Here is a 16,330-nt window from a genome sequence, read left to right as displayed (position 1 = left end):
GCTTCGGATATTAGTTATGCGGAGAGGGTATTTCAGAATATAAGGCTACCTTATTTTTTCCATTTTTCTTAACGTAATATAATGCTTTATCTGCGGCCTCAATTAATTCTTCAGGACTTTTACCATCAGATGGATAAGTACTAACCCCTATAGAAATAGTAATTGGACCAACCTCTTGCGCCCCATACTTTATGTGTAACATGGTAACGGCTTGCCTAATACTTTCAGCGCGACGTAAGGCTACTTCTACGTCCGCATTATAAAACATAATAATGAACTCCTCCCCACCATATCTGGCAGCAATATCCCCTAATCGGATGTCATTTTGGAATATTTTTCCGAGCTCTTTTAAGACGGCATCTCCGGCATCATGACCATAGGTATCATTAATTTTCTTAAAATGATCCAAATCCATCATCAAAATTGCGATCGACGATTTTGAACGTTCTGCCTGGTGAATTTGCTTAAAGAGGAAATCGTCCAAATAACGGCGATTATACAGACCAGTCAAAGGATCACGAATCGATTGATAACGAAGGTTTTCTCTTAAGCGAACATTAGCCAAAGCCAAAGCCGTTAGTTCTGCAAAGGCATTGATTAAAAGTCTTTGATTTTCATCGAATAAAAATTCCTGATTACTCCTCTCTTTTGTCTCCATATACAATAGCCCGTAAATATCATTCTGAGCCATTAGGGGTAGACAAAGAAAAGAGGAGCTTTGTTCATCAAAACTTTTAATGTGAGGACATATTAGCTCATTATGTAATAATCCAACATGATGTCTTCGACCCAGTTTAATAGCCCAACATTGGTCAGGAGTAAAAATAGTTTCTTGCGGATTTGGATTTCCCCAACTCGTTGCAACTTCCAAATAATTTTTTGATGGATGCATCACATACAAATACCCACTCGCGAAATCGAGAAGTCGCTGCAAATAGTTTGATACCACACTAGTTAATTCATCTTGTGAGACACAAGCAAGCATAATATCACTCATATCTACAAGCAGTGTTATTTGATTGTTTTTATTCTGTAATTCCGTCATTCCCTTGGCAAGGCTTTCATAGGATTTTTGAAGAACCATATAATCTTGTATTCGTTTTGTTATATTCCGAACTGTCTGTACTGTTCCTATCATTTCATTTTCATCATTTTGAATGAAACAGGAACTCATTTCATAAGTATTAGTCTCATTATCAATATCAAACTCTACATTTTTTATTTCTTCAGTGCCATTGAGGGAATTTTTCCAAGTTTGGATCAGTTTTTTTTGAGCGGGTGTACCCTCTGAAAAAACATCGTCAAGTCTCACACCAATAGCAATAGTTTTCCCAGAAAGACGTTTAAATTCACGCTGATATGCGTCATTAAAAATAATGAACTTTTCATCTACATCAAATGCCGCAATCATATCACTCGTGCTTTCAATAATTTTTCGCAACCGATTTTGAAAATTCTTATTATTATGTTCAATCCTCTTTCGCATTGACAACTCAGTATTGGCCAGAACAAAAGCTAAAATTAAAAAAATGACGCTAATTAAGCTACCTATAATTAAAATACCATTAGTATTTTTAGCGTTCTTTAAAGCAAATTCATTTCTTTCATTTAATAATACATATTCAATTGATTTAATTTCATGTCCTAAATCTTTGACCCGAGTTGATGCACTTTGACTTTTATTGAATAAATTATTACTTTGATCTACTCCTGACTTATTAGCCTGCTTCAACTGGATTAGTTGATCCAATAAATCCAGTCTTCGACTGATTAATTCAATCAACTGAAATACGCGCTTATTTTGTCCTGCATTATCCTTAGTCAGATTTACAAGTTTCTTTAAATCCAGTTTTAAATTAGACTTAATCTGATTGATGTCACTTAAATAGTGCTCATCACCTGTAGCTATGTATCCACGTTGCTGAGACTCAATCTCTAAGAACTTATATAAGGAGGAATTGGTTTTTTGAATCACTTGATAGGTATGCGCCACCCATTTATTAGCAGCAATTAATTTATTTACCTGGTGATAGGAAACAATACTTAAAGTTAAAAGACAAATAAGTCCTATAACAAATATTAAATTAAGCATTGATCTGCTCAATCTCATGTTTTGAAAAAATAATTTCCTGTTACTTTCTTCTCTATTTTTACTCATATTAAGTACATATCCGCGCTTGAATATGTTTAGAATATGTTTTAATTATAGAGCTGAATTGAGAAAACAGGCTAAATTTGGAAAAAATGAACCGTCTTTATAGAGCCTGTTTCTCGTTTCCCAATCCAGTTTATTAATGACGGTGACTTGGATGAGACTCTTTAAGTAAAAAAGTAGCAATCAACAAACTTCCCAAGAAACACAAAGGCATGACTAATAGAGCCGTCTGATAACTTGATATACTATAGACGTGGATGCCATTAACCAAGCGTGATGAATCGTCTGTATGATTCAATATATAGCCCACTAAAGGCTGAAAAATTGCTCCGCCAATTAAAACAGACAAATTATTGAAACCAGAGGCGGTTCCAACTAATTCAGCAGAGTTATTTTCCTTAACTACGGCAAAACTTACTGTCTGTCCTCCTGCTCCCAAACCTAATACAAATAAAATGAAATGTGCCCAGCCATAAGACAGTTGGGATGAATAAAGTAAAATCAAGGTAGCAACCAAACCTAAAACCGCGCTTATAATTAAAGCAATGCGACGGCTTTCTATTTTGTCACTAAACCAGCCTAATAAAGGGCTACCTATCCCTATACCAAGCCAAATCATACTGCATAACCCGGATGCAGCCACCACGCTGATTTGAAATTTTTCCTGAAGATAAGGAACGCCCCAAAGAGCAGCGAATACCGCTATAGGTGTCCAAATAGCGAAGGCATAACCACCTATAATCCAGGTATGAGCATGTTTACATACGGCAACAAGCCTTTTCCACTCTTCTCTCAAATAATGATCAGGGATAGTTTGATTTTGCTGATGTGGATAATCACGAATATATACCCAAAAAAAACCAGCTAAAATAAAGCCGACGGCAGATAAAATAAAACTGGCGTTACGCCATCCTACGTGAGCAATGAGGGATGCCAAAGGAACCTCTCCAAACATGGCCCCTACTGAACTCATTAATTGTGCTACTCCGGCAAGAATGGCGAAATAATAAGGAGGAAACCAACGCGAAATCAGTACCAAAACCCCTATAAAAGAAAAAGCCGATCCTATTCCGATCAGAAATCTGCCCATAGACGCAGTAAATACGCTGTCTGTTGAGGCAAAAAAGGCAGAGCCTAACGCGCACAAAATAATAGCAAAAGTCATTAACTTACGGGGGCCATAACGGTCATACAAAACTCCCGCAGGTAACTGAGCAGGTGCGTAAGCATAAAAATAAAAAGCCGAAATAAAACCAAAGCCTTCACCGGTGACGTGAAATGTTTTCATCATTGACTCGGCCATAACACTCGGCGCGACTTGTAATATAAACTCATATAGATAAAAAGAGGCCGCTAAGAAAAATATGACATAAGCAGCAGTCAGATTAGTCTCACCCAAGTCCTTTGTTTTTTTTGTGTAATGTGCGCTCAATTCAGAATCACTCTAATTAGGAATGGCTCATTAAAGCCTATGGCCATTTAGTTTGTCAATATGATTTTATAGGATAAATCGCTCCTAGAATAGCGGGACGTTTGGCGCCGGTAATTGCAGTTAAGTTAACCGGGATTTGATTCATGGTTTGAGAAGCTAACCAGGCAAACATCATCGCTTCTAAATAGTCGGGGCTTACACCGATGTCCGCGATACTATTTACGGCAATACCCGGTAATAAATCCGCCAACATTTTGCGTAAATAGAGATTATGGGTTCCTCCCCCACATAAATATAATTGTTTTATCGTCTCTTTTCTTAAAATTGTTGTAGCAATTGAATGCGCTGTTAAAGCCAATAAAGTAGCTTGCACATCCACAGCTTTATATTCTTTTTTTAAATAGGACTTTAACCACAATAATGAAAAATATTCTTTACCAATACTTTTTGGGGGAACTAAACCAAAAAAAGGATCTGACAATAATTGATCGAGTAAAGGACGGATTATTTCGCCCTGCATGGCCCATAAACCATCGGCATCAAAGGATTTTCCCTGATGCTCAGTGATCCACGCATCCATTAGACAATTACCAGGACCTATATCCCATCCTTCTGTTCTCTGTCCTGAAGCAATAAAACTAACATTAGAGATACCGCCAATATTAAGTACAGCCAGATTAATGTCTGGTTTATTAAATAATTCCTGATGATATAAGGGCGCAAAGGGCGCTCCTTGCCCCCCATTCACTAAATCTCTTGTTCTAAAATCTGCGACTACAGTAATACCTGTTAGCGAAGAAATAGTATGGCCACAACCTAATTGTAATGTATAAGGAATACTGACACTTGTATCATGACATAAGGTCTGTCCATGACTACCTATAGCCATTATATCATTAGGAGATATATTCGCTTCCTGCAGTAAATTATTCACTGCCCCAGCAAACTCTCTTCCAATAAGTGTATTTAATTGACAAACTGAAGCAAGACTTAAATTATTGCTACTAATTACATGATCGATGTTTTTTTTGACTTCATCACTGTATTTCACAGTAATACCGTATTTCAAAGTGTTTGTTGGCATTTCTACAAGGGCAGCATCAATACCGTCCATGCTGGTTCCAGACATTAAACCTATATATAAAGCCATAGATTACTCTAAAAATTGAATGAGACTTACATAGTACTAAATCTGACGAACGCAGGCAAAATAACGATGCTTTTTCTTGAAAGTAATCAGGTAAGAAATTTTTTAAATTCCATACCTGATTCATTTGGACTTTTAAAAGCCCTACCAGAAAACAAACTGACAGAGCTCTTTAAAAATTGCTAGCTATTTTACTTAGCAGCTGCAGCTTTCTTTTCTTTCTCTTTGGCAATCACTGCTTCAGCTACACTGGTTGGGCAAGGAGCATAGTGAGAGAATTCCATTGAGAATTGACCACGACCAGAAGTAAGGGTACGCAATGTACTGATGTAACCAAACATTTCTGAAAGAGGAACATCGGCTTTAATGCGGACGCCAGCTGCACTGGGTTCTTGGCCAGAGATCATGCCACGACGACGGTTCAAGTCACCGATCACATTACCTACATCTTCTTCCGTACTATAAACGTCTACCTTCATGATTGGTTCAAGCAATTGTGGACCAGCTTTTGGCATCGATTGACGAAATGCACCTTTTGCCGCAATTTCAAACGCAATTGCTGAAGAGTCAACGGCATGATAAGCACCATCGGTGAGGTCAATTACCACATCCAATACTGGGAAACCTGCCAACGTACCGGTATTCATCATTGAGCGAAAACCTTTTTCAATTGCAGGGAAGAATTCTTTAGGAACGTTTCCACCCACAACAGAAGTGATGAAAGTGAATCCAGTGTTTGGCTCTCCTGGTGATATAGTGTAGTCAATTTTACCGTATTGACCAGCACCACCTGATTGTTTCTTGTGGGTATAGCTGTCTTGAATCGATTTGGTTATGGTTTCGCGGTAAGCTACCTGTGGTTGGCCTACTATTAACTCAACATCGTACGTACGTTTCAGAATATCCACTTTAATATCAAGATGTAATTCACCCATACCACGGAGAATGGTTTCACCTGAATCTTCATCAGTTTCCACTCTAAAGGTTGGATCTTCTGCAACCATTTTACCGATAGCAATACTCATTTTTTCGGTTGAGCCTTTATCTTTTGGCGAGACAGCAATAGAGATAACTGGCTCAGGGAAAACCATCGCTTCAAGAGTACACTCGTGATTAGGATCGCAAAGAGTGTGACCGGTTCGAACGTTTTTCATACCTACGATGGCTATAATATCGCCAGCTTCAGCACTTTGTAATTCATTACGCTCATTTGCCTGCATCTCAACCATACGACCGACCCGTTCAGTTTTACCAGTAAAGGAGTTAAGAATAGTATCCCCTTTATTTAGTCTTCCTGAATAGATACGTACGAATGTTAAAGCTCCAAAACGGTCATCCATGATTTTAAATGCCAAGGCGCGGAACGGTTCATCAGGAGAAACGATAGCGAATTGGCCGTTTGGCTCACCTTCAGCATTGGTCAAAGGTTGTGGGTTAACTTCATGAGGAGCAGGTAAATAGTCAACCACTGCATCCAGTAATAGTTGCATCCCTTTGTTTTTAAAGGCCGAACCGCAATAAGTTGGGAAGAATGCTAATTCAAGCGTACCTTTACGGATACAACGCTTAATGTCTTCTATTGAAGGCTCTTCGCCATCCAAATAAGCCATCAGCAAATCATCATCCATTTCAAGTGCCGTTTCAATTAATTGCGCACGATACGTTTCAACGTCGTCAACCATATCAGCTGGTACATCAGTAACATTGTAATTTTCTGGTTGACCACTTTCGTCCCAAACATACGCTTTACGGGTTAATAGATCGACAACACCTACGAAGCTGTCTTCAAAGCCGATCGGCAAAGTCATAATTAAAGGATTTGCACCCAATACTTTCTTGATTTGCTCAGTTACTCTCAAGAAGTTCGCGCCAATACGATCCAGTTTGTTTACGAAAATCAAACGAGATACTTTTGAATTGTTCGCATAGCGCCAGTTAGTTTCTGACTGAGGCTCAACACCGCCAGAACCACAGAATACCCCGATGCCGCCATCGAGTACCTTCAGTGAACGGTATACTTCTACAGTGAAGTCTACGTGTCCTGGGGTGTCGATAACGTTGAAACGAGTACCTTTCCAGAAGCAACTTACTGCTGCTGACTGAATGGTAATACCGCGTTCCGCTTCCTGTTCCATGAAATCGGTTGTTGATTCACCTTCGTGAACCTCACCCATTCTGTGAATTCTACCGGTAAGCTTGAGAATACGTTCGGTAGTAGTGGTTTTTCCGGCATCTACGTGGGCGAAGATACCAATGTTTCTATAAAGGTTTAAATCAGTCATAGCGCTCTTATAATTTTAATGGATTAAAAATTGTCGTGTATTATATAGCATTTTATTTGGATTAGCAGCAAAATTTATTGGTTTAATAGTTATAGGCCACGTATATTTTTTTATACTCAAGCAAAACGCATGTAAGTGATGGGATGTAACAGAAACAATACCGCCAAAGTTGGATGTTATCAATTGGTACTGTGCTTAGCTACGCCCTTTTTTCAGCGGTAATAACTGACATCGATTGCTGCTTCAGTAGTTCGTATAGATTAAATGATCAGATTTTATTATGTTTTGGGTTATTGATACTCAATTTTTTGTGCTGTTCCCCTGCGCTCGCCTTTTCCACTCATATGTTTATAAAGAAGCACCCCATGAAAGCTGCCAGTGAAGCTTATGTTGAACTATATAAAAATCTGGATCAAACCAAATGGGCGGAAGAATCCAAATTAATTGTTCAGCATATTAGCAAAAAAGCCAAAATAAAGTACATTTATTTTCCTGATTTAATGCAATATGTCGCGCAGGAACGCCAGCGATTAGCAACCATGCTCGGTACTGAGAAGCACACCATGGTTTGGAATTAAATGATTTCCATCAAGATCCTGTTGGCTGGCCCTGGCGCGCCTTGACTACGCCCAATATTGACGATTATATAAATTGGTTCAAAACAAATAGTTATGTAGTTAAAAAAAATCAGAGCATTAATTTTCAAGGGACTTTCTTTGGTAAGGAAGAGCCTATTTCTATTAATACAGCATCTACTAGTTTAACTCCTTCAGGAATCTTGACATAATTTGTTGAACAATTATTGGGTGTTTAGACCATTTGCGCGTGTTTTTATGCGCTATAGTATAAGCAACATATATAATATAGAGAGTACCATGGTAGACATCATCAATCTTAATAAAAAAAGAAAGGCTAAAATTCGTTTGGAAAAAGAAAAAAAGGCCACTGAAAATCGCATTAAATTCGGAAGAACAAAAAAAGAAAAGCTGTTAGAGAAACAAGATATCGAGCGTAATAAACGACATCTAGATGGTCATAAGCTGGAAAAAGAAGAAAACAAATAGAAAATACATGAGTCATCGGTGGGTAGAAAAGTATCCCATTAACGGTATAACCATCAAGTAAAATTTTAAGACTAACCTATTAATTCATTACAATAATCCGTTGAATTCTCGAGACTATTCTGGCCAAAAATTATGTGACGCTCCTAATATAAAGTTAGTGAATATTCTAAAATGACACCGATAAATCTTATTTAAGCGCATCGATGTCATTTTATATAACTAAAGCTTCAGATCTTTAAAGAATTCGATACACTCTGTTTTTTGAACGTAACAATCAGATTGGCATCTTTTGACTTTATATCTATTGAGTTAGGATCATAACCTTTGGGCAATTTAAACGACTGATTGTAATTGCTTTGTGAATAACTATAGCTTTTGCTGCCATTCTCGCTATGTGATGTTTTCTGCATGAGTTGAGTGTTAATAATCAATACCCCATCTTTAACAGAAACATCGACTTTACTATCGTTGCCTTGAGGCTGTTTTATCTTGTATATAAGCTCGTTGTTGCGTTCTTCCATTTGAATTTCTTGCGAAGAATTTAGCGGTCTTTTTGAATTCATAAGGTCAAATTGTCCGCCATTGATTTGTGCAAACTGACTCCTCATTAATCTACTCATAGCCTGCTGCATAGTCTCGATTTGGTTAAATACATCATCATTAGATTGAAAAAATGGATTGTCATTAAATGAAAATGCCACCGGATTCGCATTACTTTGTACCTTATTAGTGTCTTTGGCATTAACCACTGAGATCAGGGCGGTAAGCACGAGCGAACAAGATAAAAATAGAATGAGTTCTTTTCTCATAGTATTCTCCTTTTTTATCAACATACTATCTAATTAAAAAAAATCAGAGACAGAGATATGAGGTACAGGCCCTGTCTCCGTGTATCAACGAGTTAAAAAATACTTACATGGCCTCAGCTATTTGGTTGTCATTATAATTTCGCAGATAATTAGAACAGTTTTTGTTGAAAAGCATTCTCTTTTTATAGTGTTTCTCTAATAATTGTTCGAGTGCTAAAAAGCTATTTCGAATAGCAATAAATAAATTGGGATCCTGCTTTTTACTGACTAACTCTTTTCCAGGAAGGGTTATGTCAATACAGACGCTATACAGTTTGTCTTTATGCGTATTATTTTTAGCCAAATCAACGACCACCCTGCATTTATTGATTTTACTGTAGGCTTTTTTCAGCTTATTAAAATGCCTATCGATATGGAAATTGATTGCCGGAGTAGATGAAATACTTCTGATTGTTTTTTGAACTGTTGACATAGTTTAAATCCTCTTAATTCTAATTTTTATTAAAAGCAAAAAATATAAACAAAAATTAAGTTATTTTATTTCTAGTTACCAAAGTTCATTACAAGTATTATTTCCCTATTAATTCCTCCATAAAAATAACGGTATTTTTCAGTTAAGGTCAAAAAGTTAATTTTCAAGAGTGCCCAACCAATTATTGGCATCATTATGATTATTCTTGCACCGATTGCAGCAGGACTAATTCAAATGGCGAACTCCCTTAATTCTCTGACTTCAGAGCGATGCACCAGTAATGTTTCCGTATAAAATTTTAGGTATTAGTCTTGAATTTTATAGAAGAGCCCTTATCTAGATAGTCAGCCAAAAACATATTCTAAGGAGACAGCATGAATACATTAAGAAGAACTATGCCCATGTACCGTGATATGGGCCAGTTAATTGATGATTTTTTTTACCTTCAAAAACAAGATGACTCATCCTACATTGAAACAAGCTCTTGGTCACCTTTGGTGGACATTAAAGAAGAGAAGAACTGCTTTTTAGTTATTGCAGATATTCCTGGAGTAAAAAAAGAGGACATTAGTATTTCTTTAGAGCAGCACGTCTTAACCTTAAAAGGTGAGCGCCAGTTTGAAAAAACAGAACAACATCAAGGTTATACTCGAAGAGAACGCACTCAAGGGCGATTTTATCGTCGTTTTAGCCTTCCTCAAACTGCGGATGATGCAAAAATCACAGCTCATTATGCTCATGGAGTTCTTGAAATCAGAATTCCTAAAAAAGAAGTTGCCGCTGAGAAAAAAATCGAAATTACCGTTGAAGAATAATCTATTAAGGCCTCTTTATGAGGCCTTAATATTAAAATTTTTTAGAAGGAGTTAATGATATTTTTTATTTTTGAAATAAAGAGGATTCAGCCATATCATCAAACTGAACTAACCTATTATTTATCAGGCATTGAATTACCATTTTGATTAGCTCTAAAAAAGAACATGATAATATATTGAACAAAATAGAATTATTGACTGTTCCTCCATTAAAAACTCCAGACCCAGATTAAATGAGAAAAGTTATGACAGAAAATAAAAAAACGATTAATCAATATGAATACCCCAATTTCATAGAAAGTGCGCTTGCCATTCATGGTTCAGTCACGCCTAGGGTATGGAAAAAGGTTTTGGCTGCATCTGGTTATGCGTGTTTCATTTCTTTACTTAGTATTTTTATTCCCTCTTTGTCTCTTCCTATAAGCCCCTTTGAATATGCTGGGGTAATTATGGGGTTAATTTTAGTTTTTCGTGTTAATGCGGGCTATGATCGTTGGTGGGAAGCAAGAAAACTTTGGGGTACAGTGGTTAATTGCAGTAGAAACTTAGCAATCATTCTCACCAGTTACATTGAATCCTCAGATAGTGAGGAGATAGATAAAAGCTTGAGTCTTATCGCGGCAATGCCCTATCTTATGAAAAATACGCTTAGGGGATTTACTTCGACAGATGAGGTGAAACATCTGTTAGGTAATAATACATATGCTCAATTACAGCAGTGGCAACATAAACCGAATTTCATCTCGTCAAAGCTCGCAGAAGTATTGGCGCAAATGCAAATAAATGGCAAATTAAATCAGTTTTCTTTTTTGAAAGCAGAAGAGCTTCGTGAAACAATTCTCGATTGTCAAGGCGCGTGCGAGAGAATACTAAAAACTCCCATGCCTTTTGTGATGGCAATTAAATCACGACGATTTATTCTTTTATTTTTAATGATACTTCCTGTCGCTCTAGTTAATTATTCTGTATACATCAGTCCAATGATTGTAACACTGGTGGCCTATGCTCTATTTTCATTAGATCAAATCGGGGTCGAGCTACAAAATCCATTCTCAATTGACAATTTGAGTCATCTACCTCTCAATGATATTTGTAATACCATTGAGAATAACCTAATGGAAATTAAAAATAATTTGAGTCATCTACCACCCAATGATATTTATAATACCAATGAGAATAGCCTAGGGGAAAGTATCATTGCTAATGAAACTATTGAATTGGAGCAAGCGTAGGCTGGGCTGAAAAGCCCGGCATTCACCAGCAATAGAAACTTCACCTCCAAGAAAAGCAAGTGTAGCCCGTTTGCTGGCAACGGGATCCGTCTCAATCCAGCAATTCAATAAGTTCCTGTTTGCTAGCAAACAGGCTACCTGCTAGAGTTGAAAGATAGACCGTACCTATATTGGTACCCAAATTAATTCCATGTAATACAATGAATTATATATTTATGTATTAATGAGAAATTACCATTAGTATCTAAACCTGGGGTTCTTAACCGCTTAGCCCTTCTCTTAAAAAAATCACAATGAATGACCGCATTTATAGAAAAAAGGGGATTTTAGCAAATTTAGCAATTTTCCCTAAACTTTGTATAATAAAATATCAAATCAGAATATTTCGCAGGTGAATCTTAAAATGGAAAAGATCATTAATCTTAATAAAAAAAGAAAGGCAGATAGCGATACTGCAAATTGATAGTGATTAGCGCCGGCTAGATGAGCACAAGTTAGAATAAAAGGGAGCGAGCAAGAATAAGTTGGGATTTTGGTACGCTGTACTCTTTCTTGATGTTCACCCACTTTTACTAGAACCTGTGTGTAAAGAAATGCTAATTAGCATCCAATTTTAGCCGAAAGATCTCACCATTCAATTCAATCGTATCTCCTGCAACCATCTTTTTTCTTTTCTGTTTTTCTATTATGCCGTTTACCAATACAGTGCCAGCGGCTATCATATCCTTAGCTTCTGCTCCACTCGAGGCGATACCTTCAAATTTAAGAATTTTAAAGAGTTCAACATGATCTTTATTAATGAAAACATCTTTCATATTATTTATTACTCCAGTAATGATGAGTTTTCTCAATCTTTACTTTTTAAGGAAGCAAGATAAAGGGTTTCAATTTCAGTCCTTGCCCATGGTGTTTTACGCAAGAATTTAAGGCTTGATTTGATGCTGGGGTTGGAAGAAAAACAGTTAATCTTGACTCTCTCCGCCAAGCCTTCCCAACCATAAGAAGTCAACAAACTATTTAAGATAGTCTCTAGGGTAATGCCGTGCAGTGGATCATTAGAAGTTCTGTCCATCAACTATACCTTTTTTTGTTACACATTGGGATTTTAGTCTAGCCCCCGCTTACCTATACCAATCCAAATACTATTTATCATTGGTTACATTAATATACATAATTGTTCTTAGTGTAATCATGCGGCTTAATAATACTACTTCTGCAGTTGCTTAATCAAGCCGCTTGGGTTGTGGGCGAATTAAAATGTGAAGAGAGGAACTTTGAGTGTTAATCTGGGCTAGCTAGATATGAGTAGTCGAACTTTACATTAGAGTTACAATGGGTAAAAACACCCATTGGTTTTATTTGAATCACAATGTAGCATTTTAACATCCAAATGTTCGAATTATTGATAGGTGATCAAATGGGCAAAACTGTGACAGAAAAATTTAAAAGAATTAAAAGATTATTTAAGCAGAAGGCCTATGAAAGAGTAATAGATCATTGCGCGACATTTCTTCAACTACACCAGAGTGATTACAATTATGACGTGTGCCTTTATCTAGCCCAAAGCCACTTTGAGCTGAACGAGTTTGCTCAAGGTGCATCTGCGATAGAAGATGCAAAAAAAATAGTCAGAGACCAAGGCAAACTGGAACAAATTGCAGTGTGTGATGCGATTCTTAAGAAGGCATGGACAAGGCTGGTAATGAACGTAAAAAGTGGTTTATCAATCTTGGATTTGGAGTCGCTCTCCAGTGCGGAAAAAGCGCGGACAGCCATGAGAGAATCGAACTATGTCAAGGCATTAGAGCGGTTAAAAAATAATCATCAATGCATAAGGGCAACATTTTCTGCTCAAGTGGAACACATTATTCAGCTCATGAATTTCTTTTTGCAAACTTATGCAGATAAAAAGAAATATATAAAAGCCGAATACCTTGATGATAGCCCAGTAGTTAAGTCTACGAGACTTAAGATTGCAAATATGATGCTGTTATCAGGATTGACACAGAACGAATTTTTGTTTCCTGGCCCCGATAAACTCGAATTATTGGCGCAATTAGAAATTGAAGGGCATTGTAAAGACATCTATCTTGATGATGCTCAGCTTGTTTTAAGAATGATGTTCAAAACGATTCATGCTTTACCTCGTGATAAATGCAAAGAATTAGTTCATTTATTGCCGTGGGGTTCTAACTCCTGGTATTTCCTATACTTCATTGGCAGTTTAATGAACATTGGTAATTCAAAATTTTTCAACACCATTTTATCGTTAGGTATGAAAGTAAACAATAGTACCGAGGAAACCAGTAATGCAGTAAGTTATTTTTTGAGCCTTTGTTTCAGTAACTGTACGTTAAAAGTGGCATTATTAGATCAAGATTTTTGCGAAGATCTGCGTAAATTAGGAACATTTTTTGAGGCTATCCAAGAAAATCTCAGGGCTAATAGTGATGCTTTAAAGCCAGATCAATTACCCAAACTGGATGAATTACCCACATTAAAAAAATTAGTATGGTATTTTAAGCATCTGTATAATTTATATCGCTTAAAAGGGTTCTTGCCTAATGCCGTTACAGAGGGAACTCTGATGCATAAAAGTGATATAGAACTCGTTGATTCTCAACGTAATCCTATGGCCCTGTTATTAAAAATGGATTTGATGGGTTCAATACCTTGTGATTTAAAGTCCCAGTTGGCTTTTATAAGAAGGTTACAGCTCATAGGGGAGCTGTTCACGCGCAAGAATTGGGGTTTTTTCTTAAATACCATGGACTATTTTGATCCATTGGCCGTAATTAATATCAGAAATGCATTGGTACACATAGAACAAATTACGCGAAGTGAAGTAATTTTCCGGCTTGAAGCGGATACCAATCGTCTTCATCAATTACATATAGAACTGTCTCATTTAAAGTCTTATTTGCTGGAAGTTGTACTTAAGGCAAGAGATACTAATTTTAAACCTTTCCCTCCGCGGGAAAAGATGAATTCGATTATATTCTGGCTAAAAGATGTTACTGAATATTGGGAATCAGCCAAAACCTATTATGGAAAACAATTCACCCAGTTTAAATTCGAAGATGATCCCTCTCCTCTATACAAAGAAAACTTTATCCCTGGACAAGAAATATTAAAATCAAATGTCTCAATTATTAATTATCGTCATGAAGGGCGGATTAGAAAGCTGCTTGGAATGAGCGATGATTCTGATATTAATTTTGCGGTTTATATCCAATATTTAAGAAAAGTTTTTGCAGATCACCAGGAACTATTAACTGAGTTAGAGCTTGTCTTCCAAGGTAAGAAAGCATTAAACAAAGAGAAGCTATTCGACAAAGTATTCAACGTTTTATCGATGCAAGATTCAAATCTGCCTATTGTAAAAGGACTTATTGAAGCTGCAGAGCTTTACTCGAATGAACTCAGAAAGGAAAAAAGGGAGGCATTTGAAATACGCCATGCAAAATTTGAAGAAGAGCTTGCTAAACGGGATGAAGCAAGAAAAGACGCGGTAAAAAAGAAAATGCAAACCAATTATCCTTACATCACAGATTGTGCTGCTGAATTGGAAAGCGAATTAAACGGTAACCAACCTTCAGTATCCTCGTTAGTTGATACTCTTAAAAATCGTATTAAACTGTTGCAAACTCTGTTTAAAGATAACGGCACGGTTATCACTGCCGAGACTCAGGGCATAATAGCCATACAGAAACATTTGGCAAGCGATGTTAGTTTGTATTTTGCCACAAGTTATCTGGTAGGACAAATTGTTAGTCTCTTTAATAAACTGTACAGTTTAGGCGAACTTAAAGAAATACATCCTGAACTTAATCTCTTGCTAGTAGATTATGTGGGTTTAAGAAATGCTCTGGAGCATTCGGATCCGTTTATGGATTCAGAGCATGCTCATCAACTGCTGATGGATAATAAATTACCCGATGCAACTGCTTATATGATTTGTGAAATTGTTTGTTGTTATGGGGCACACATTGAAGCGTATTCGCCTAAAGCTCATGCAACTATATCAAAAGCGGGTGCTCCTACAGTTGATGCCGGGAAGGTAAAACAAGTTGAAGCCGTTGATATTGGTAAATTTATAAGCTCTTGTGACAAGCGAATGAAGGATTTCAGAGCTTCGCCTATTTACATTCGCCCCAGTGCGTCAGGTTTTTTCTCAGGAGCTGCTGTGTCACCAAGATCTTTGCTAAATTCAAGCGCAGTAATGCCTTTAGAAAATATTAACCCTACCCATGAACTGGGTCCCGATTATATGCTTATCTCACCGCAATTTTCATCGGCATCTAAACTTAATTGAGGTTTTTTTAAGCTTATTTTACCCTGCATCAGAAAGATTTAACCCCTCTGATGCAGGCCACTGTCTGGATTGATACTTACTAAAGGGTTAAATTACAGAAAAGGGGCAAATACGAACTTAGATTAATAATGAATCAATGTTTTTTTGCTGCAAAGTCACAGTGCACTTATATACCGTGCATTCTAAAAATTTGGTATTGATGGATCTAGTCCTGTCATGATACTAACTATCACTCTTGCCTGCATTGTTACTGGTTGGTTGCTCTACACTTGCATAGCCCCTTTTTTAAACTTCATGAGAAAATTGGAAAAGAGAATACCAATACCACAGGAATTGATGTTAATTCGATTATAAGGGCATACAGTTAGTACTAAGCCTGTAGCGGAGCTGAGTTTAACTTGATTAAATCTAAACAATAAATGGTCCTTTTCATCAGAATCTGAACTTCTAGTACTTATAGTGGTTAATAATCAAACGCTTCGCTTTTTTACCAAGCTCCCGGCAGGAAAGCATTATATGCAGTAAATGCGTATGCAGTTTAATAAAGCGCTCATAGAAAAACACTAAACTGATCTCAATCAAACCTAATTGAGCAAATAATGAGAAA

At 36.9% G+C, this 16,330-nt stretch carries 14 protein-coding genes; 6 read left to right on the top strand and 8 right to left on the bottom strand.

Going from position 1 to position 16,330, the window contains the following annotated elements; translation table 11 throughout:
- Nucleotides 1–10: 10 nt before the first annotated feature.
- From LOX96_RS08990 to fusA, 4 genes are all read right to left on the bottom strand, one after another.
- The gene (locus tag LOX96_RS08990) at nucleotides 11–2,092 is read right to left on the bottom strand and encodes a diguanylate cyclase (RefSeq protein ID WP_250421135.1); all 2,082 of its coding nucleotides are present in this window, start codon (nucleotides 2,090–2,092) and stop codon (nucleotides 11–13) included.
- Between the two features lie 199 nt (nucleotides 2,093–2,291).
- The gene (locus LOX96_RS08985; RefSeq protein WP_250421134.1) at nucleotides 2,292–3,587 is read right to left on the bottom strand and encodes an MFS transporter; all 1,296 of its coding nucleotides are present in this window, start codon (nucleotides 3,585–3,587) and stop codon (nucleotides 2,292–2,294) included.
- A gap of 55 nt (nucleotides 3,588–3,642) precedes the next feature.
- Nucleotides 3,643–4,737 (bottom strand): anhydro-N-acetylmuramic acid kinase, encoded by a 1,095-nt coding sequence (locus LOX96_RS08980; protein ID WP_250421133.1) that lies wholly within the window; start codon nucleotides 4,735–4,737, stop codon nucleotides 3,643–3,645.
- Between the two features lie 188 nt (nucleotides 4,738–4,925).
- Nucleotides 4,926–7,016 carry an elongation factor G gene (gene fusA / locus LOX96_RS08975; protein ID WP_250421132.1) on the bottom strand — a complete coding sequence of 697 codons (2,091 nt, stop codon included), beginning with the start codon at nucleotides 7,014–7,016 and terminating at the stop codon, nucleotides 4,926–4,928.
- 365 nt (nucleotides 7,017–7,381) lie between these two features.
- On the opposite strand from fusA, the gene LOX96_RS08970 reads away from it, so the two are divergent.
- The 3 genes from LOX96_RS08970 (at nucleotide 7,382) to LOX96_RS08960 (ending at nucleotide 8,080) form a co-directional block, all read left to right on the top strand.
- On the top strand, nucleotides 7,382–7,594 hold the full coding sequence (locus LOX96_RS08970) for a hypothetical protein (protein ID WP_250421131.1): 213 nt from the start codon (nucleotides 7,382–7,384) through the stop codon (nucleotides 7,592–7,594).
- Complete coding sequence (locus LOX96_RS08965) at nucleotides 7,585–7,803, top strand: hypothetical protein (RefSeq protein WP_250421130.1); 219 nt, start codon at nucleotides 7,585–7,587, stop codon at nucleotides 7,801–7,803. The genes LOX96_RS08970 and LOX96_RS08965 overlap by 10 nt, the downstream gene beginning before the upstream one ends.
- Nucleotides 7,804–7,891: 88 nt before the next feature.
- Entirely contained in the window at nucleotides 7,892–8,080 is a 189-nt protein-coding gene (locus tag LOX96_RS08960) for a DUF4169 family protein (RefSeq protein WP_250421129.1), read from the top strand.
- Nucleotides 8,081–8,307: 227 nt separating this feature from the next.
- Here LOX96_RS08960 and LOX96_RS08955 read toward each other — a convergent pair whose 3' ends face one another.
- Nucleotides 8,308–8,889: an Hsp20 family protein gene (locus LOX96_RS08955; RefSeq protein WP_250421128.1), complete on the bottom strand. Its 582-nt coding sequence runs from the start codon at nucleotides 8,887–8,889 to the stop codon at nucleotides 8,308–8,310.
- Between the two features lie 103 nt (nucleotides 8,890–8,992).
- Entirely contained in the window at nucleotides 8,993–9,361 is a 369-nt protein-coding gene (locus LOX96_RS08950; RefSeq protein ID WP_250421127.1) for an HPF/RaiA family ribosome-associated protein, read from the bottom strand.
- A 374-nt stretch (nucleotides 9,362–9,735) separates the two neighbouring features.
- On the opposite strand from LOX96_RS08950, the gene LOX96_RS08945 reads away from it, so the two are divergent.
- Together LOX96_RS08945 and LOX96_RS08940 are read left to right on the top strand one after the other, a co-directional pair.
- Entirely contained in the window at nucleotides 9,736–10,176 is a 441-nt protein-coding gene (locus LOX96_RS08945) for an Hsp20/alpha crystallin family protein (protein ID WP_250421126.1), read from the top strand.
- Between the two features lie 245 nt (nucleotides 10,177–10,421).
- Nucleotides 10,422–11,408, top strand: coding sequence for a bestrophin family protein (locus LOX96_RS08940; RefSeq protein ID WP_250421125.1), 987 nt, complete (start codon nucleotides 10,422–10,424; stop codon nucleotides 11,406–11,408).
- Nucleotides 11,409–12,004: 596 nt separating this feature from the next.
- Here the strand turns inward: LOX96_RS08940 and LOX96_RS08935 are convergent.
- Both LOX96_RS08935 and LOX96_RS08930 read right to left on the bottom strand, forming a co-directional pair.
- Nucleotides 12,005–12,223, bottom strand: coding sequence for an RNA-binding S4 domain-containing protein (locus LOX96_RS08935; RefSeq protein ID WP_250421124.1), 219 nt, complete (start codon nucleotides 12,221–12,223; stop codon nucleotides 12,005–12,007).
- Nucleotides 12,224–12,255: 32 nt separating this feature from the next.
- Nucleotides 12,256–12,480, bottom strand: coding sequence for a VF530 family protein (locus LOX96_RS08930; RefSeq protein ID WP_250421123.1), 225 nt, complete (start codon nucleotides 12,478–12,480; stop codon nucleotides 12,256–12,258).
- A 345-nt stretch (nucleotides 12,481–12,825) separates the two neighbouring features.
- Between LOX96_RS08930 and LOX96_RS08925 the strand changes: the two genes are divergently transcribed.
- Nucleotides 12,826–15,723 (top strand): tetratricopeptide repeat protein, encoded by a 2,898-nt coding sequence (locus LOX96_RS08925; protein WP_250421122.1) that lies wholly within the window; start codon nucleotides 12,826–12,828, stop codon nucleotides 15,721–15,723.
- Nucleotides 15,724–16,330: the final 607 nt, after the last annotated feature.

This window comes from Legionella maioricensis (genome assembly GCF_023618015.1).
In the GTDB taxonomy this organism is placed as follows: Bacteria; Pseudomonadota; Gammaproteobacteria; order Legionellales; family Legionellaceae; genus Legionella; species Legionella maioricensis.
The sequence above is the reverse complement of the archived record's forward strand: the minus strand, read 5'-3'. Positions and strand labels throughout refer to the sequence as shown.